Here is a 19,015-nt window from a genome sequence, read left to right as displayed (position 1 = left end):
CGCCGAGCTTCGTCACGAGCTTCGACCCGATCAGGCCGGTACCGCCGACTACCACGATCTTCATTGACAAGCCTTCCCGTCCGCCGGGGCGCTCCGTGCGCCATCCGGTCGCCAGCTAAGACAGGCCACCCGTCCGGCCTGTGACACCTCGGACGAAAAATCTTTAGAGTCGCGGTTGTGGGCCCGCTTCGGCGATGGACAGCAGCCGCGACGCGGCGCGGGCCGCCCCCGCCTGGTGGGCCGTGTGCACGGCGGTCAGGGCGCGGTCCCGCCGGTGGACCGGGTCGGGGGTCAGCTCGACGGCCCGGGCCAGGAACGCCGCTGCCGCCGTGGTACCGCCGCGGGCCCGGGCCCGGTCGGCCGAACGCTCGAGGGCGGCCGCGACGTCCTCGGCGGGGGCGGGGGCGGCCTGTGCCGCGTGCCACGCGCGGCGGTCGGGATCGGCTTCGGGGTCGGTGACCTCGGCCAGCGCGCCGTGCGCTCGGCGCCGCTCCTCCGGCGAGGCCGTCCAGTAGGTGGCCGAGCGCATCCGCGGGTGCTGGAACCGCACCCGGTCATCTCCAACAGGGCCAGGGGGTTGCCCCGCGTCTCGTCGACGACCCGTTCCAGCACCTGGTCGTCCCACGGACCCGGCACGGCCGCGCGCAGCAGCGCACGCGCGTCGTCGGCGGGAAGCCCGGTGACCGCCAGTTCGGGTAGTCCGGTCAACGCCGCCGCCGGATCGGGCAGTCCCGTCGGCTCCAGGGCCGGATCGGGCATTCGTGTCGCGAAGACGATCGCCACCGACTCGGACCGCAGCCGGCGGGCGGTGAACGTCAGGACCTTCAGCGATGCCTGGTCGCCGGGTGGCCCAGCTGGTGCAGCCCGGCGAAGGCCAGCTTCGTCTCCGACTGGACGCCTGCGACGCGCGAGACCACGAACCCCCGCGCCCGCCCGATCAGGCGGTCGAGCAACGCCGTCTTGCCCACGGGTCAGACTCGTCTACCGCGACCCCTTGACGTGGTTTTGCCACCAGTACGGCGGCAGCACCTGGCAGGCCGACAGCGAGCTACTGAAGCTACTGGGCCTGTGGTACGTGATCAACATACGCGTGATGAACTCCTCCACGGTCGGGTACGGAGGCCGGCCGCCGATGCTCCGTTGCATCGCGGCGAGGCGTTCGTCCACGGGACGGTATGCGGCGATCGCCGCCCGGGAGGTCTTGGCCACGAGGAAGCCCGGTGTGCCGGCGCCGGTGAGGAGTCGGTCGGCGGGACGGCCGTGCCGTGCCCACTCGGCGCGGTAGTGCTCGACAAGGGGGCGCACGCTCTCGCTGGAGGCGCCCGCGTTGGAGAACACCACGGGGTCACCGTATTCGGCGGCCAGAGCCACCGATTCCGGCGACGACGAGCTGCCGTGCCAGATCCGGGGCCGTCCACGCAGCGGCCGGGGGAGGGTGCGGACCTCGTCGAGGCGTGGCCGCCGTCCGGCGTGCCACTACCCAACCGTGGGGTAGTGGTCAGCGACCGTGGGTCGGGGTCAGCAAGCAGCCGACGTTGCTGACGCACAGGGTGATCAGATCCGCTGCACACGATCACACCGTAGGCACCTGACCTGCGGAAACGCTACCTGACCGGCAGTCCTGTGATCGTGCGGCCGATGACCAGGCGCTGGATCTCCGACGTGCCCTCGAAGATGGTGAAGATCTTGCTGTCGCGGTGCCAGCGCTCGACCGGGTAGTCGCGGGTGTAGCCGTTGCCGCCCAGGATCTGGATGGCGTCCTCAGTGACGCGTACCGCGGTCTCGCCGGCGTGCAGCTTGGCCATCGAGCCCTCGGCGCTGGAGAACTCCTTGCCGGTGCGGGCCATCCAGGCGGCGCGCCAGACCAGGAGGCGGGAGGCGTCGACCTGGGTCTTCATGTCGGCCAGCTTGAAGGCGATGGCCTGAAAGTCACCGATCTTCTTGCCGAACTGCTCGCGCTCGCGGGCGTACTCGAGGGCGTACTCGTACGCGGCGCGGGCGATGCCGACGGCCATGGCGCCGACCGTGGGGCGGGACGCCTCGAACGTGCGCAGGGCGGCCTGGCCGGCGGCGCGCTTGCCCTCCCGGACGCGGGCGAGCCGCTCGTCGAGTTTCTCCTTGCCGCCGACGAGGCAGGAGCCGGGGACACGGACGTCGTCGAGGACGACCTCGGCGGTGTGGGAGGCGCGGATGCCGTGCTTCTTGAACTTCTGGCCCTGGGACAGGCCGGGAGTGCCGGGCGGCACGATGAAGCTGGCCTGGCCGCGGGTGCCGAGCTCGGGGTCGACGGAGGCCACGACCACGTGGACGTTGGCGATGCCGCCGTTCGTCGCCCAGGTCTTGGTGCCGTTGATCACCCACTCGTCCTTGGCCTCGTCGTACTCCGCGCGGGTGCGGATCGAGCCGACGTCGGACCCGGCGTCGGGCTCGGAGGCGCAGAAGGCGCCGAGCTTGATGTCGTCGGCGGTGCCGAACATCTGTGGCACCCACTCGCCGATCTGCTCGTTGGTGCCGGTCGCGGCCACGGAGACGGCCGCCAGGCCGGAGCCGACGAGCGACAGGCCGATGCCGGCGTCACCCCAGAACAGCTCCTCGAACGCCACCGGGATGCCGAGCCCGGACGGCTCCATCCACTGGCCCGCGAAGAAGTCGAGGGAGTACAGCCCGATCTTGGCGGCCTCCTGGAGGATCGGCCACGGCGTCTCCTCCCGCTCGTCCCACTCCTGACCGGCGGGGCGAATGACGTCCTTGGCGAACTCGTGGACCCATTCCTGCACCGCCCGAACGTCCTCGTTCAGCTCGAGCGAGAAGGCCGGGGCGCCGTCCTCCGACATGTTTCCTCCGTTCACGGCCGGCCACGGGCGGCGGGCACGCTATTGGACCCGTTGTCGATTTTCACCCTAGCGGGCGGGGTGCTACCGCCGGTAACAGGGTGGTGAGTGTCACAATACGGCCGGAAGAGAGTTGACTTGATGCGATGGGAGTCACGAGGCTGTAACGAGCGGTGCGCCCCCCGCGAGGTAAGAGGTAACTTATTACCCAATCCGCGCCCGTGTCCCTGGTCGCTCGGAAGAACGGGAGTTCGTGTGGGTTCGCCCGGTTCCCCCCGCCGTCGGGATTCCCGCCCCACCCGCGTGCTGGCGTACGGCGCGGCCGTCCTGGCCGTCGTCCTGGTCGCCGCGCTCGCCGCCGTCTTCTGGCCCAGTGGCGAGCAGACGCACGTCACCGCCTACTTCGAACGCGCGACCGGCGTCTACCCCGGCACCGAGGTCCGCATCCTCGGCGTGAAGGTCGGCAAGGTCACCCGCGTGACCCCCAAGGGCAACATGGTCGAGGTCGGCATGGCGTTCGACGCCAAGCACAAGGTCCCGGCGAACGCCCAAGCGGTCATCATCGTCCCCTCGCTGGTCGCCGACCGCTACATCCAGTTCACGCCGGTGTACCGCGGCGGGGCCGCGCTCAGGAACGGGGCCACCCTGTCCCTGTCCAGCACCGCGGTGCCGGTCGAGCTGGACGACGCGAACCAGTCGGTCAACGATCTGGCCAAGGCCCTCGGGCCGCAGGGCGCCAACGCCCAGGGCGCGCTGTCCCGGCTGCTGAAGTCCAGCGCGCAGACCCTCGACGGGCAGGGCGAGAACTTCAAGCAGACCCTTCAGGACCTGTCCGAGGTCAGCCGGATCCTCGCCGACAACCGCGGTGACACCAGCCAGACCGTACGCAACCTCGCGAAGATCACGCAGGCGATGGCCGCGAGCGACCGGCAGATCCGGGCGTTCTCCGAGAACCTCGCGACCGTCTCCGGCACGCTCAACGGGGAACGAGCCGAGCTCACGGCGGCGCTGAAGAGCCTGACGGTCGCGCTGCAGGAGGTCTCGGCGTTCGTCAAGGAGAACAAGTCGCAGATCGCCGCGAACGTCCAGGGACTCGCCCAGGTGACCGGCATCCTCGTCAAGGAGAAGCAGGCCCTGCAGACCTTCCTGGACAAGGCTCCGGTGGCGGCCACCAACGCCATGTCGGTCTATGACTACCAGGACGGCACACTGCACTCGCGGCTGAACCTCATGCAGTCGCAGAACATCGCGATGTGGCTGTGCTCGCTGGCCTACTCCCTCGGCGCCCCGCCCAAGCAGTGCGAGACGCTGCTCAAGCCGCTGAACGCGCTGGGCGCCCCGCTCAGCAAGATCGGGCTGGACCTGTCCGGGCTGACCCAGGCCACGACGCACTTCGACGTCGTGCCACCGCCGGCGGACGCGTACGGCAGCGGCTCCGCCCGTACGACGGCGAAGACCAAGCAGGCCGGCCCGGCGGCGAGCGCGAATCCGGACCCGACCTTCGGCGGGATCCTGGCGCCCCCGTCCCCCGGCTGAGCCCGGTCTCGGGTGCTCGACACCCGGCCTCCGACGGGTCCCGTCTCAGGCGCACGCGCCTCGTCGAACTCATTCCGGCCGCGCGGCCGGAGGCGGACAGACACGTCGATTCCGGCTATCAATGGGCGATACTTGGACAGACGCGCGTAGATCATCTCTCGTCGCCTCGGCCGTGACGGGGAACCTGTGCCCGTCGTCGTGGGTTCCCGCGTGAACTCGGACTCGACCGGTCAGGAGCGGCTGAGTGGCACTGGACATGTCCTTCCTGATCGCCGACCCGGATCACTACGCGCCCTGGGACGCCGCCGATCCCGGTCCGCGCTACGCCGCGGGTCCCCTGCCGGCCGGATGGACGCGGCGGGACTCCGGCGCGTGGACTCACTGGGGGCCGGCGGATCTCCTTCTCCCGGATCAGGGGTGGAAGGTGCATGTGTCCAGCTCCCTGCCGAACGCGCAGTTCGTGCTGGGAGTGGTGGCGGCGGCGTGCGCCGAATCGGGTGTCCCTTTCAAGCACCTGGCCGGGCGCGAGATGTTCCTGCACGCGCACGGCAAGCACGCGAACCGGGTGCAGAGCGGGAAGTTCTGCACCCTGTACCCGCCCACCGAGGACCGCGCGCTGCGGATCTTACGACGGCTGGCGGAGGACCTGTCCGGGATCAGCGGGCCCTTCGTGCTCTCCGATCGCCGTTTCGGCGCGAGCGAGTGCGTCTCGTACCGGTACGGGGCGTTCCGCGGTCGCGTACGGGTCGACGCGGAGGGCGAACGGGTACCCGTCATGCTCGGACCGGACGGCCGGGAGATCGATGACGAGCGCGGGCCGGCGTTCCACCTGCCGCCCGGTGTCGTCGACCCGTTCCGGCAGGCCGATCCGGACGTCGCGACCGGACCGGTCACCCTGCACGGCTACACCTTCGAGGCCGTCGTACGGCACGGCAACGCGGGCGGCGCCTACCGCTTCCGCGCCGCGGACGGCGGCCGGGTCTTCCTGAAAGAGGCGAGGGCGCACAACGGCTACACCCCCGACGGCGCCGACGCGAAGGCGCGGTTGACCGCCGAGTACCTGGTCCTCCGGGCGATACACGGTCGCGAGCCGGGCCTGTGCCCGCGACCGGTGGAGCTGTTCCAGCACTGGGAGCACAGCTATCTCGTCTCCGAGTTCGTGCCCGGCATGCCGCTGTACCGCTGGATGGTGCTGAACAACCCCGCGGTGCGCATCGGGCCGGACCCCGCGGAGTTCGCCGAGTATCACCGCCGCTGTCTGGCCATCATCGACCGGCTCGACGCGCAGTTGCGCCGCCTGCACGAGCTGGGCTACGTCTTCGTGGATCTCAGCCCGACCAATGTGCTCGTCGACGACGACGATCACGCCCGCCTGATCGACTTCGAGGCGGTGCAACCCCTCGAGGACGTACGGCGGATCATGGGCACTCCCGGCTACCTGCACCCGGACCCGCGCTCCGCGGTCGAGCGTGATCCGCTCGAGCTCGACCGCTTCGGGCTGTCCGCGCTGGCGCTGCTGCTCCTGTTCCCCGTGCACGAGGCGGTCGAACGGCAGCCGCCGCTCCTCGACCACCTGCACGCCGACCTGTCCGAGCTCGCGCCGGTCGCCCCGAGGCTGTGGCGGTGGGCCACCCGCTGCCAGGACCGGACCCCGGACTCCCGCCTGCCCACGCCGCAGGCCGTCCGCGAGGACACCGTCGCCGCGCTGCGCCGGCTGGCCGACCGGACCGCGGACGCGCTGGAGGCGATGGCCCGGCCGGACCACCCGGAGTCGGTCTATCCGACCAGCCCCCTGGGGTACCGGACCGACACCCGCGCGGTCGCCGCCGGTACCGCCGGTGTGCTCTACGCGCTGCGCCGCGCCGGGCGCGGCTGCGACCCGGCCGTGGTCCGCCGGCTGCGGGACGACGCGCTGGCCGCGGCGGACACCAGCGCTCCCGGCCTGCTGTACGGCAGCGCCGGCATCGCGTGCGTGCTGGCGGAGCTCGGGGAGGCCGACGCGGCCGGCACTCTGCTCGCCGCCGCGGCGGCTCATCCGCTGAACGCCACGTCCGCGACCCTCGGCGGCGGCGCGGCCGGTACCGCCCTCGGCCTGCTGATCCACCACCGCCGCACCGGCGAGCAGCGCTGGCTGGACCTGGCTCAGCGGCTGCTCGACCGGGTCCCGGACGGGGACGAGCTCACCGCCCGGTTGAGCCCGGTCAACCGGTCCGGGCTGGTCGGCGGCCGGACCGGCGTGGCGCTGGCGCTTTACGGCCTGTACCGGCGTACGGGGGATCCTCGATACTTCGCCCGGGGCATGCGGCTGCTCCAGGACGAACTGGCCTATGCCGAGCCGCTGCCGGTGGACGGCCTGGGTTTCAAGCTCTCGCACGCCGACCGTCGCGTCTATCCCTACCTGTTCGGCGGCAGCGCGGGATACGCCGCGGTGCTGTCCCGCTACCTCGCGTGCCGCCCGGACGCGGAGTTCGACGTGACCACCGGCGACGACCTCGGCGCGGCCGACGCGCTGGAGCGCTGCCTGCGCGCCTGCTCGGTGCGCTTCGCCGTGTTCCCGGGGCTGTTCCCGGGCCTGGCCGGTCTCGCCGTGACGCTGGCCGGCGCGGGTGAGCGGCTGGGCCGGCCCGAACTCATCGACGCCGCGCTCACCGGCGCCCGCGGCCTGTTCCGGTACGCGATCCCACGTGAGGACGGGGTCGGCTGGCTCGGCGAGCCGGGACAGCGACTGTCCGCCGACCTGTGGTCCGGCTCGGCCGGAATCCTTCTCGCCCTGCGGCGCCTGACGGATTCCGCGCCTGCCCCCCTTGACGCCCTCGACGGGCATCCGGCCGAGTCGAGGGATGCCGTAGCGCCCGCATCGATGGAAAGGAGCGGTCGGCATGGAAGAAGTTCTGCGGTTGCAGGCTGAGACGGCGGTCCAGGAGGAACTGGCCTGCAACGTGCTCACCATGAGCAGTAAGGGCAGCATCTGCCTGTGACGGTCGGCCTGCCGGACACGGCGACGTTGTCCGTGTCCGGCAGGCTCTCACCCGCCCGAACAGGCTTCAGACGGCGTGTCCGGCAGGTTCTCACCCGCCCGAGCGGGCCTCAGGCGGCCGAGTTGCTGTAGGCGCGGGCCTCGGCCATCGGCGGGCGCTCGCCGACCGAGACGTCCCGGATCCGCGCCTGGTGACCGTCGCCGTCCCGGCGAAACTGCGTCAGCACGGTCGACGGCGGTTCGAGCGGCACGATCCGGCCCTGCCGGTCGAGCCGGGACCACGCGGTCTGCATGATCTGGCCCGCCATGCCGCCGAGCGCCTCGGACGACTGGTGGCTGTGCTCGCGGGTGCCGAGGTCGACCTGGGCCATAGCGTCCAGGCCGGCGGCCTCCAGCACGTCGATGAGCAGGCCGAGCTCCACGCCGTAGCCGGTGACGAACGGGACCCGTTCGAGGAGGGTCCGCCGCCCGGCGTACTCGCCGCCCAGCGGCTGGACGAACCCGGCGAGCAGCGGCCAGTGCATGTTGATCAGTGGGCGGGCGACCAGCTCGGTCACCCGCCCGCCGCCGCTGGGGACGGAGACCCCGCCGGTGTTCAGCGGGCGGTCGTAGCAGGCCTTGACGTACGCCACGGACGGGTCCGTGAGCAGCGGGCCGAGCAGTCCGGTGACGAAAGAGGACGAGAAGTTCCGCAGGTCGGCGTCGACGAACACCAGGACGTCGCCGCGGGCCGCGTGCAGTGACTTCCACAGCGCCTCGCCCTTGCCGGACAGCGGCGGCAGGTCGGGCAGCACGGCGTCCTGGGCGACGACACGCGCGCCCGCGGCCGCCGCGACCTCGGCGGTGTCGTCGATGGACCGGGAGTCGATGACGAGGATCTCGTCGACGAGCGGGGCGCGCTCGACGAGATCCCGTCGTATCGTCGTGACGATCTCGCCGACCGTCGCGCGTTCGTTCCGGGCGGGCAGCACGACGCTCACCGTGGTCTCGCCCTTGGCGGCCAGGAGCCGGTCCACCGGCCAGTCCGCCGCGGAGCTCATGCGGTTGCGCAGCCACGCCTGTACCTGGGGCAGCACCTCATCGTCCCCTCTCCTGCGTCAGCACTCCGGGCCCATTGACTCCCGCCAGCGTTTCACCCTCGTTTCGCCGGCATCACAGCGAGGGGAACCCTGGCGGCTCGGACTCAGGTCTCGGCGTGCTGCTCCAGGAACGCGTAGACGTCCGCCTCGTCCACTCCGGGGAACGCGCCGGGCGGCAGCACGGCGAGGACGTGCGAATGGGCGCGCGCCGACGGCCAGGCGTGCCCCTCCCAACGGCGGGCCAGCTCGGCCGGGGGCCGCTGGCAGCAGTCGCCGTCCGGGCAGGCCGACCTGACGCGGCGGTTGGTGTCCCGGCCGCGGAACCACCGGGAGTGCTCGAACGGCACGCCGAGCGTGATGGCGAAGTCCCGCTCGTGGCTCGGGTCGATGTGCGACAGGCACCAGTACGTGCCGGTCGGGGTGTCGGTGTACTGGTAGTAGACGGAGAACCGGTCGTCGGCGCCGAACACCCGCCGCCCGGCCCACTGGCGGCACATCCGCTGGCCCTCGATCGCGCCGTGCTCGTCGGCGGGGAAGATCAGGCCGTCATTGGCGTACGCCTTGTAGATCGTGCCGCTCTCGTCGTTCTTCGTGAAGTGCACCGGCAGGTCGAGGTGGTGGGTCGCCAGGTTGGTGAACCGGTGCGCGGCCATCTCGTACGAGACGGAGAACACGTCGCACAGGTCCTCGATCGACAGCTCCCGGTCGGCCTTGGCCTCTTGCAGGTACGGCACGACCGTCCGCTCGGGCAGCAGGGTGGCGGCGGCGTAGTAGTTGGCCTCCACCCGCTGCCGGAGGAAGTCGGCGAAGTCCCTGGGCACGGCGTGCTCGAGCGCGATGTGGCCGAGGGTCTGCAGCAGGATCGTGCGCGGCGTGTGCATGCCGAGCTGCTCGCGCTCCAGGTAGATGCGGCGGTTGCGCAGGTCGGTGACGGACCGGACCGAGCGCGGAAGGTCCTGGACGTACCGCAGGGTGAAGCCGAAGTGGGTGACGAGCGACAGGAGCATGCCCTGGGACAGCGCGCCGCCCCGGTAGCCGGCGGCCTCCAGGGACTTGGCCGCGACCTGCTCGATCTCGCCGAAGTAGTTGCCGCGCTCGTGCATCTGGCGGCGCAGCTCGGCGTTGGCCTTGCGGGCGTCCTCAGGGCTGGCGGTCGGTTTCGTACGGCCCCGCTTCACCTCTTCGTACAGCGCGAGCAGGTGTTCGAGAACGTCGTTGGGCACCCGCTTGCCGACCTTGAGGTGCGGCAGGCCGAGCGCACTGTAGACGGGGTCGCGCTGGGCCTCCTCGAGCCCGATCTCCAGCTGGGCGCGCCGGTTCGGCGGCTGCTTGCGGAGCAGTTCCTCGATGGGGACCTCGAGCGCCGAGGCGAGCGCCTGCAGCAGGGACAGCTTGGGTTCGCGCCGGCCGTTCTCCAGAAGGGAGAGCTGGGACGGCGCGCGCCCGACGCGTTCTCCCAGCTCAGAGAGGGTGTAGCCACGTGCGCGCCGGAGGTGGCGAAGCCGCTGGCCGAACGTCACGAGGTCTAGACCATTCGTCAAGTTCAGCGCTTCTTCTTTTTGAAAGGCCGTCACAGGTTCATAATAGCGAAAATTATGCCGTTCTTCTTGTTACTGACCGGTTCACTACCCGCTCTCGAGGCCAGAGAGTAGGACACAAGCACCCAGGGGACGACAGAGGAGGGCAGTATCCATGAGCGACCGTCGCCTCAAGGGAGCAGCCGAAGAGCTGCAGCGTCAGTGGAAGACCGACCCGCGGTGGGCCGGCCTCGAGCGGACCTACACCGCCGAGGACGTCATCCGCCTGCGCGGCTCGGTGCAGGAGGAGCACACGCTCGCCCGCCTCGGCGCGGAGCGCCTGTGGAAGCTGCTCCACGAGCAGGAGTACATCAACGCGCTCGGCGCGCTGACCGGGAACCAGGCCGTCCAGCAGGTGCGGGCGGGCCTCAAGGCGATCTACCTGTCCGGCTGGCAGGTGGCGGCGGACGCGAACCTCAGCGGGCACACCTACCCCGACCAGAGCCTCTACCCGGCCAACTCCGTCCCGGCCGTCGTGCGCCGTATCAACAACGCCCTGCTGCGCGCCGACCAGATCACCTGGGCCGAGGGCGACGAGTCCGCCCCGCACTGGCTGGCGCCGATCGTCGCCGACGCCGAGGCGGGCTTCGGCGGGGTGCTGAACGCCTACGAGCTGATGAAGGCCATGATCGCCGCCGGCGCCGCGGGGGTGCACTGGGAGGACCAGCTCGCCTCGGAGAAGAAGTGCGGTCACCTCGGCGGGAAGGTGCTCATCCCGACCGGCCAGCACATCAAGACGCTGAACGCCGCCCGCCTCGCCGCCGACGTCGCCGGCGTCCCGTCACTGATCATCGCGCGGACCGACGCCCAGGCCGCGACGCTGCTGACGAGCGACGTGGACGAGCGTGACCAGCGGTTCGTCACCGGTGAGCGCACCGCCGAGGGCTTCTACCGGGTGCGCAACGGACTGGAGGCGTGCATCGCCCGCGGCCTGGCCTACTCGCCGCACTCCGACCTGCTGTGGATGGAGACCGGCACGCCGGACCTGGACGTGGCGCGGCGCTTCGCCGAGGCGATCAAGGCGGAGTACCCCGACCAGATGCTGGCCTACAACTGCTCGCCGTCGTTCAACTGGAAGAAGCACCTGGACGACTCCACGATCGCCAAGTTCCAGCGCGAGCTCGGGCACATGGGGTACACGTTCCAGTTCATCACCCTGGCCGGCTTCCACTCGCTCAACTACTCGATGTTCCACCTCGCCAAGGGCTACGCACAGGACGGCATGACGTCCTACGTCGAGCTGCAGGAGGCCGAGTTCGGGGCGGAGCGGGACGGCTACACGGCCACGAAGCACCAGCGCGAGGTCGGCACCGGTTACTTCGACCTGGTCAGCACGGCGATCTCGCCGGACTCCTCCACGGTGGCGCTGAAGGGGTCCACCGAGGAGGAGCAGTTCGTCAGCGCCCACTGAGAACTGCCCCCAGGTCGGCATGGTGGCCCCCGGCGACGCCGGGGGCCACCGTGCGCTCTTATCCGGTTTAGATGACTTGTCCGGATCAGGACCGAAGGCCACTTTCGGTGCTGGAAGTCTGGACAATCCCCCGGCACGTAGGCCAGAGTCGCAAGGTCCACTTGATCTTCTGCACGAGGAAACCCCCCACATGCGCAGAACATCCCGGCTGGTGGCGATCGGCGCGACGCTTGCCTCCGTCGCGGCCATCTCCCCCGCCGCGTCGGCCGCGGCACGGCCTCACTTCACCCCCGGCGCCCCCGGCATCGGCGACCCCTACTTCCCGCTGGAGGGCAACGGCGGGTACGACGCCCTGCACTACGGGCTCGACCTGAAGTACGACCCCTCGACCAAGCGCCTCGACGGCGTCGTCACCATGACCGCGCGGGCCACCCAGGACCTGTCCCGGTTCGACCTGGATCTGCAGCAGCTGACGGTCTCCAAGGTCACGGTGAACAAGCACAAGGCGGAGTTCACCCGCGACGGCCAGGAACTGATCATCACGCCCGAGAGCGGCCTGCGGAAGAACCGGACCTTCACCGTCAGCGTGACCTACGGCGGCGTGCCGCAGACGATCGTGGGCTCGCCGATCGTGTTCGGCTCCCCGTACGGCTTCGTCCACACCGACGACGGCGCGTTCATGGGCGACGAGCCGAACGCCGCGTCGACGTGGTTCCCGAGCAACGACCACCCGGGTGACAAGGCCGCCTTCACCTTCAAGGTGACGGTACCCAAGAACCTCGGCGTGATCGCGAACGGGCGGCTCGTGTCCCAGCGCACGAAGGGCGACCAGAGCACCTTCGTCTGGGACGAGAAGAACCCGATGGCGACCTACCTCGCCACCGCCGACATCGGCCAGTGGACATTCAAGAACGGCAAGACGCCCTCGGGCATCCGCGAGACGGTCGCCGTCGACCCGAAGCTCGTGGGCCGCGACCCGAACCACCCGGACCCGATGTCGTTCTTCTGGGACACCACCGCCGAGGCCACGGACCTGTGGGACAAGCTGTACGGGAAGTTCCCGTTCGACTCGACCGGCGCGATCGCCGACCTGGCGACGTACAACGGGCAGGCGATCGGCTTCTCGCTGGAGACCCAGACCCGGCCGCTGTACTCCGACGTGCGCAGCACGAACACGATCGCGCACGAGCTGGCGCACCAGTGGTTCGGCGACAGCGTCTCGGTGAAGACCTGGAACAACATCTGGCTGAACGAGAGCTTCGCGACGTTCTCGCAGTGGTACTGGGCCGAGAAGCACGGCGGACGGACGGTGCACGACCAGGCCCTGGCGGTCTACAACGGCCACGCGGCGACCGACAGCTGGTGGAACGTCGTGATCGCCGACCCGAAGCGGGACACCATGTTCCACGACCGGGTCTACAGCGGCGGCGGCATGGTGCTGGAGTTCCTCCGGGAGAAGATCGGTGACGACGCCTTCTTCAAGCTGCTCCGCACCTGGGCGGCCCAGCACCGGCACGCCAACGCCACCACCGAGCAGTTCACCGCGCTCGCCCAGAAGATCTCCGGGCAGGACCTGAGCGGGTTCTTCAAGACCTGGCTCTGGTCCCCCGGCAAGCCGGCCCTCCCGCAGGGCTGACCCTTTCCGCCGGGGATCCTCCGGGGTCCCCGGCGGAACACCACCCGAGTCTCCCCGGCCACCACACGCATATTCCGCAGCTCATACTCCGGGAAGCAGAACAGCAGGCCGCTCAAGAAGTGGTCAACGGCGGCAAAGAACCGGAAATCCTCGACGCACGGATGCGGTGCGGTGGCCTGCGCGATGTTTCCCTATCCGATGTCGGCGGTGCCGCGAGGACAATTCATCACCGACAAAGGGAAATGTCCACTCTGTTCGGGGGGAGCCTCATGGGTTCATTCGCTAGAGCGGCGGGCAGCGTAGCGGCTGCCGCGCTGATGGGGGCAGGAGTAGCGGCCGCATCGCCGCCCTCGGCCTACGCACAGCCCGTCGTGACGGTGCCGTGCAGCGGACCTGCGGGCGGGGCGGCCGGCCTGGTCACGGCGATCAAGAACGCCAACACGGCCGGTCACGGCACGATCCGGCTGGCCGCGAACTGCAACTACGACTTCACCGCCCCGACGGACACCTCAGGGACACGCGGCGGGGACGCGCTGCCCATCATCAGAGGCGACATCACCATCGTGGGCGGGCCGTCCACGCACATCCGGCGTACCGGAGGACCGGAATTCCGCCTGTTCGAGGTTTTCACCGGCGCCCGGCTCAGGGTCGAGGGAATCTTCATCGAGGGCGGTGACTCCGGAGCCAATACCGGCGGAGGCATCCTCAGCGCACGCGGCACCCTCAATCTGTTCCGGGTCACCCTGCGGAACAACACGGCGGACAACGGCGCCGGGCTGAGCAACGACAGCGGCACGGCGCTGCTCTCTTACACCCTGGTCACCGACAATACGACCATTCATCCGAATGGGTCCGGCGGCGGTGGCGCCGGCATCTACAGCGACGGCCGGCTCGAACTGAACTTCAGCCAGGTCAGTTTCAACAGCGCCAACAGCAGCGGCGGCGGCGTCTACAACGAGTTGGGCGGGACCGCGACCTTCTTCCGGACGACGCTCGACAAGAACACCGCCAAGATCCGTGGAGGCGGGCTGCTGAACGGCGTTGGCGGACGGGCCAGGCTGGTGCTCACCCTCGTCAAGGCCAACAGCGCGAACGACGGCGGCGGGATCTTCCGCGTCCCCGGCTCCGGCCCGGTCACGCTCGCGGACAGCCTGGTGACCGCGAACACTCCCAACAACTGCAGGCCGGTCGGCAGCGTGCCGGGCTGCTCCTGACGCGAGTGCTCGACCGTCTTCCGCAGCGGTGACAGCACACGACGATCGGACGGCATGGGGTGGCGGGAACGGGCTTCCCGCCACCCCATGCCGTTCCCGGGTCGGCTGATCCGATCCCCAGCGACGATCACGGAGCCCGGGAGGCCCGGCATGCCGGAAGGCGGCAGGATGACATACCTGGTGACGGGCGGGGCGGGGTTCATCGGCTCGCACCTCGTCGAGGCGCTGCTGGCCCGCGGCGACTCCGTCATCGCCCTCGACAACCTCTCGACGGGCAGCCCCGCCAATCTGAGCGAGGCGGCGAAGAACGCGGGCTTCCGCTTCGTCCACGGCTCGGTGCTCGACGACCTGATGGTCGACGAGCTCATGCGCCAGTGCGACGCCGTGGTCCACATGGCCGCGGCCGTCGGCGTACGGCTGGTGGTCGAGGAGCCACTGCGGTCGCTGATCACCAACATCCGCGGCTCGCAGATCGTGATCGAGGCGGCGCACCGTTACCGCCGCAAGGTCCTGATGACCAGCACGTCGGACATCTACGGGAAGAACTCCGCGGGGCCCCTGCGGGAGACCGCGGACCGGGTCCTCGGGCCTCCGTCGATCGTGCGCTGGGCGTACAGCACGGCGAAGGCCGTCGACGAGATCCTCGCCAACTGCTATCACCGGGAACGCGACCTGGCGACGATCGTGGTCCGGCTCTTCAACACGGTCGGCCCTCGGCAGAGCCCGGCGTACGGCATGGTCGTTCCGCGGCTGGTCCGGCAGGCCGTACGGGGCGAACCGCTGACCGTGTACGGGGACGGGCGGCAGACACGCTGCTTCACCCACGTCAGCGACGTCGTCGACGCGCTGCTCCGGCTCCTGGACGAGCCCGCCGCCATCGGGCAGACCTACAACGTCGGTTCCTCCCGCGAGATCAGCATCCGGGAGCTCGCCGAGACGATCATCGCGCGCACCGGCAGCGCGTCCGGGATCCAGGTCATCCCGTACGACCAGGCGTACGAGTCAGGGTTCGAGGACATGCAGCGGAAGGTCCCCGACACCACGAAACTGCGGGTGCTCACCGGCTGGCTGCCACGCCGTTCCCTCGATGACATCCTCGGCGACGCCATCACCCACGCGAGACGGGAACGGGCGGGATTTCCCGGACCGCCGCCGCCGCGCGCCATCCCGATACGGACGTGAGCGCGGGACCGCGCCACCGGCCACCGCACGCCACCCCGATACGGACGTGAGGGCGGGACCGCGCCGCCGTCGCCGCGCGCGGTCGCGGTACGGACGTGCGCGGTGCGTGCCGGCGCCGCGTCAGTCGGCGCTCCAGGACGGGGTGCGGCGCACAGTCCCCCACAGGTAGCGGAGGTCGGAGGCCCGAGGGAGCAGGTCACTCCACGAGTGCCGGGTGACCCGCAGGAACCACTGGACCTGGAGTGCCGCGAACACGCTGTAACCGACGCTGGAGGCGAACGCGGCGCCGACGGCACCGTACGACGGGATCAGCGCGAGGTTCAGGGCGACGTTGGCCGTGAGGGCCGCGACCGCCGTCACCGAGTTCCGCAGCGGGCGGTCGAGCCGGAGCAGGAAGGCGCCGACCGGTCTGCTCGCGCCGATCGCCCACAGGCCCGGCGCCAGTGCGAGGAGCGGGCCGACGGCCCCGGTGAACGCCGGCCCGTACACCACCGGGACCACGAACGGCGCGGTGGCGCAGAGGAACCCCACGGAGCCGGCGGCGACCAGCGCGGCGATCCTCGTGGACCGCACGGTGCACACGGTCGCCGCACGCTCGTCGTCCTCGAGCTGCCGTGGCATGGCGAGGTTCGCGACGACGTCGGACGGGACCCGGCCCAGCTCCATCAGCGTCACCGCCACGGCGTACAGCCCCACCTCGGCCGTCGTCGCCATCGCGCCCAGGATCAGGACGTCCACCCGTAGCAGCAGGAACATCGAGACGAGACCGGTGTGGTAGCGCAGCCCCAGGCGAAGCGTCCGGCGCGCCATCCCGAGGTCGCAGTGCCGCAGCCTCGGACGGGCGGCGGGCAGGAGGACCACCAGGGGCAGCGCGGCGGACATGGTCCACAGCGCGACCACCCACCACAGTGTCACCTTGCCCAGCGCGGCGAGCAGGACCAGCGACGCGCAGTGCACGCCCACGCTGAGCAGGCCACCGCGGTTGTTGACGTCGATGCGCGCCCTCAGGACCATGAGACGGGCGAGCAGCTTCTCGGTCATCGCGCACGGGATCCAGACCAGCGCCACGGCCAGCAGACCGGGATCCGTCACCGGGACGACGCCGGGCCCCAGCCCCACCACGACCACGGCGGCGGCGATCGCGCAGACCCCGCCGAGCGCCGCGCCGAACAGCACGCTGTTGGCGGTGACGACGGCGGTGTCGCGGACCCGGGACCAGAGCGCGACGTGCGATTCCTCCACCGACAGGTGTCCGAGGTGCAGTGCGACCGTACCGACGGCTATCAGCACCGCGTAGGCGCCTCGCCCCTCGGGGCCCAGCGACCGGTTCACGACCACGCTCATCAGCGCGCCCAGAACGAACCTGGCGGCGTAGGCGCCCAGGGTGCGGGCGGCCTGCCCGGCCGCCGCGTTCACCGCGCCGGCCGGCGGCCCGGACGGCGGCCCGGACGGCGGTCGCCGCGGTGGCGCACGACCGGATGGCGGTCACCGCGGTGATGCCCGACCCGGTGACGGTCGCCGCCGTGATGCTCGGCCGGGTGGCGGTCGCCGCGGTGGTTCACGGGCGGGCGGTGGGGCCGTGGTCGATCCCCGGCACCGGTGGGTCGAGGAAGGCCCGGCACCACAGTTCGAACTGGAGCAGCGCCCAGATCCGGCTGCCGTGGTCGTGTCCGTTCGCGTGCCGCCGCAGCAGCTCCCGCACCGCCTCGGGCCGGAACAGGCCACGGGATCTCGCCGTGTGGTCCGTCAGGACGTCCCACGAGAGGTCGGCCAGTTCGGTGCGGAGCCACCGCGCGAGCGGGACGCCGAAGCCCATCTTCGGCCGGGTCAGGAGCTCGGGCGGCAGCCACGGCGCGACCGCCTTCTTCAGCAGGTACTTCGTCGTTCCCGCGCGGACCTTCAGGCCCGGCGGTAGCCCGGCGGCCCACTCCATGAGGTGATGGTCCAGGAAGGGGGAACGCGCCTCCAGCGAGTTGGCCATCGTGGCGGTGTCCATCTTCACCAGGAGATCGCCGGGGAGGTACGTGTTGATGTCGACGTCCATGACGCGGCCCAGGACGGAGTCGGCGCGGGAGGCGGCGAACGCGTCGTCGAGCAGGTCGTGGCTGTCGATCTTCGCCAGGCGCGCGCGCAGCGGGTCGGAGTACAGCGCCGTCTTCTCCGCGGAGGTGAAGTACGACATCAACCGCGCGTGGCGGCGCGGTGCCGGGTGCCCCAGGAGGCCGAGCACCCGACCCGCCCGCTGCAGCCCCGAGCGCGGGGCGCCGCGCGCGGCGAGCGCCGAGCCGGCCCGGTCGAGCGGCCCCCGCAGGACCGGGAAGACGGGGATCCGACCGGCGCGCGCCATGAGTAGATAGCGCAGGTAGCCGCCGAACAGCTCGTCGCCGCCGTCCCCGTTGAGGACGACCGTCACCTGCGCACCGCTCATCCGCGCGACGTAGAAGGTGGGGATCGACGATGAGTCCGCGAACGGCTCGCTGTAGTGCCGGGACAGCGCGGGCAGCACCTCGAGGGCCGAGGAGGTGACGACCATCTCGTGGTGGTCGGTCGCGTAGTGCCGGGCCAGCATCCGCGCGTAGCGCCGTTCGTCCAGGCTCTCTTCGTCGAAGCCGATGCTGAACGTCTTGACGGGCCCGGTGGAGTACCGGGCCATCGCGGCGACGACCGCGGAGGAGTCGATCCCGCCGGACAGCAGGGCGCCGAGCGGCCGCTCACCGACCATGCGGACGCGCGTCGCGTCGAGCAGCCGGCCACGGAGCTCCTCGGCGGCCTCCTCCTCGGACGTGACCTCGCGCGGAGTGCAGTCGATGCGCCAGTAGCGTCGTGTCACGGCGACGCCGTCCTGCCAGGAGAGCAGGTGGCCGGGCACCAGCTTGTGCACGCCCCGGAGGATCGACCAGGGGGCCGGCACGTACTGATAGGTCAGGTAGTGGTGCAGCGCCACCAGGTCGACCTCGCGACGGGCCGCGGGATCCCGCGTGAGCGCCTTGAGCTCGGAGGCGAACCACAGTGTCCCGCCGTCGGAACGCCAGTACAGCGGCTTCTTGCCCACCCGGTCCCGGGCGAGGAGGAGCCGGCGCCGCCTGCCGTCCCAGATCGCGAACGCGAACATGCCACGGAGCCGGTGGACCAGATCGTCCCCGAAGTCCTCGTACAGGTGGACGAGGCACTCCGTGTCGCCGTTCGTGGCGAGACGGTGGCCTCGGTCGCGGAGTTCGCGCCGTAGCGCGGGGAAGTTGTAGATCTCCCCGTTGAAGACCGCCACCACGCTCCGGTCCTCGTTGTAGACCGGCTGGCCGCCGCCCGGCACGTCGACGATGGCGAGCCGCCGCATGCCGAGCGCGGCGTGCGCGTCCTCGTGGAAGCCCTCGCCGTCCGGCCCCCGGTGGGCGAGCACGTCGCACATACGGCGGACGAGGGATGGATCGGGGCGACCCGTCGTCACCACGCCCGCTATGCCGCACATATACACCCCCACCCTTTAAAAAGGCTATTTTTGAATCACTACGCGCGCTGCACGCACATTAACACTCCCCCGCCGACCGAGACCCGTCCGCCGCGAGATGCCGGGT

The 19,015-nt window shown here is 70.7% G+C and carries 13 protein-coding genes and 1 pseudogene; 6 read left to right on the top strand and 8 right to left on the bottom strand.

Annotated elements, in window-relative coordinates:
• Window positions 1-163 precede the first annotated feature (163 nt).
• From AB0L00_RS42905 to AB0L00_RS42890, 4 genes and pseudogenes are all read right to left on the bottom strand, one after another.
• Window positions 164-550, bottom strand: a complete 387-nt coding sequence (locus tag AB0L00_RS42905) for a hypothetical protein (RefSeq protein ID WP_364443555.1) — start codon at window positions 548-550, stop codon at window positions 164-166.
• A 274-nt stretch (window positions 551-824) separates the two neighbouring features.
• Window positions 825-968 carry a hypothetical protein gene (locus AB0L00_RS42900; protein ID WP_364443554.1) on the bottom strand — a complete coding sequence of 48 codons (144 nt, stop codon included), beginning with the start codon at window positions 966-968 and terminating at the stop codon, window positions 825-827.
• A 13-nt stretch (window positions 969-981) separates the two neighbouring features.
• Window positions 982-1,461 (bottom strand): annotated as a pseudogene (locus AB0L00_RS42895) (LLM class flavin-dependent oxidoreductase); the annotation flags it as partial.
• 143 nt (window positions 1,462-1,604) lie between these two features.
• Window positions 1,605-2,834 (bottom strand): acyl-CoA dehydrogenase family protein, encoded by a 1,230-nt coding sequence (locus AB0L00_RS42890; RefSeq protein ID WP_364443553.1) that lies wholly within the window; start codon window positions 2,832-2,834, stop codon window positions 1,605-1,607.
• A 252-nt stretch (window positions 2,835-3,086) separates the two neighbouring features.
• Between AB0L00_RS42890 and AB0L00_RS42885 the strand changes: the two genes are divergently transcribed.
• Window positions 3,087-4,367, top strand: coding sequence for an MCE family protein (locus AB0L00_RS42885; protein ID WP_364443552.1), 1,281 nt, complete (start codon window positions 3,087-3,089; stop codon window positions 4,365-4,367).
• A gap of 244 nt (window positions 4,368-4,611) precedes the next feature.
• Entirely contained in the window at window positions 4,612-7,275 is a 2,664-nt protein-coding gene (lanKC, locus tag AB0L00_RS42880; RefSeq protein ID WP_364443550.1) for a class III lanthionine synthetase LanKC, read from the top strand.
• Between the two features lie 179 nt (window positions 7,276-7,454).
• Here lanKC and AB0L00_RS42875 read toward each other — a convergent pair whose 3' ends face one another.
• Together AB0L00_RS42875 and AB0L00_RS42870 are read right to left on the bottom strand one after the other, a co-directional pair.
• Window positions 7,455-8,420 (bottom strand): glucosyl-3-phosphoglycerate synthase, encoded by a 966-nt coding sequence (locus AB0L00_RS42875; RefSeq protein WP_364443548.1) that lies wholly within the window; start codon window positions 8,418-8,420, stop codon window positions 7,455-7,457.
• A gap of 107 nt (window positions 8,421-8,527) precedes the next feature.
• Window positions 8,528-9,964: a helix-turn-helix domain-containing protein gene (locus AB0L00_RS42870; protein ID WP_364443547.1), complete on the bottom strand. Its 1,437-nt coding sequence runs from the start codon at window positions 9,962-9,964 to the stop codon at window positions 8,528-8,530.
• 151 nt (window positions 9,965-10,115) lie between these two features.
• Between AB0L00_RS42870 and aceA the strand changes: the two genes are divergently transcribed.
• From aceA to AB0L00_RS42850, 4 genes are all read left to right on the top strand, one after another.
• Window positions 10,116-11,411 carry an isocitrate lyase gene (gene aceA, locus AB0L00_RS42865; RefSeq protein WP_364443545.1) on the top strand — a complete coding sequence of 432 codons (1,296 nt, stop codon included), beginning with the start codon at window positions 10,116-10,118 and terminating at the stop codon, window positions 11,409-11,411.
• 190 nt (window positions 11,412-11,601) lie between these two features.
• On the top strand, window positions 11,602-13,047 hold the full coding sequence (locus AB0L00_RS42860; protein ID WP_364443544.1) for a M1 family metallopeptidase: 1,446 nt from the start codon (window positions 11,602-11,604) through the stop codon (window positions 13,045-13,047).
• Between the two features lie 119 nt (window positions 13,048-13,166).
• Entirely contained in the window at window positions 13,167-14,261 is a 1,095-nt protein-coding gene (locus AB0L00_RS42855; protein ID WP_364443542.1) for a hypothetical protein, read from the top strand.
• A 168-nt stretch (window positions 14,262-14,429) separates the two neighbouring features.
• Complete coding sequence (locus tag AB0L00_RS42850) at window positions 14,430-15,443, top strand: NAD-dependent epimerase/dehydratase family protein (RefSeq protein WP_364443540.1); 1,014 nt, start codon at window positions 14,430-14,432, stop codon at window positions 15,441-15,443.
• 120 nt (window positions 15,444-15,563) lie between these two features.
• On the opposite strand, the gene AB0L00_RS42845 is transcribed toward AB0L00_RS42850, so the two are convergent.
• Both AB0L00_RS42845 and asnB read right to left on the bottom strand, forming a co-directional pair.
• Window positions 15,564-16,859 carry a polysaccharide biosynthesis C-terminal domain-containing protein gene (locus AB0L00_RS42845; protein WP_364443538.1) on the bottom strand — a complete coding sequence of 432 codons (1,296 nt, stop codon included), beginning with the start codon at window positions 16,857-16,859 and terminating at the stop codon, window positions 15,564-15,566.
• Window positions 16,860-17,001: 142 nt separating this feature from the next.
• Entirely contained in the window at window positions 17,002-18,909 is a 1,908-nt protein-coding gene (gene asnB / locus AB0L00_RS42840) for an asparagine synthase (glutamine-hydrolyzing) (RefSeq protein WP_364443537.1), read from the bottom strand.
• Window positions 18,910-19,015 lie beyond the last annotated feature (106 nt).

This window comes from Actinoallomurus sp. NPDC052308 (assembly GCF_040679195.1).
GTDB lineage: Bacteria > Actinomycetota > Actinomycetes > Streptosporangiales > Streptosporangiaceae > Actinoallomurus > Actinoallomurus liliacearum.
The sequence above is the reverse complement of the archived record's forward strand: the minus strand, read 5'-3'. Positions and strand labels throughout refer to the sequence as shown.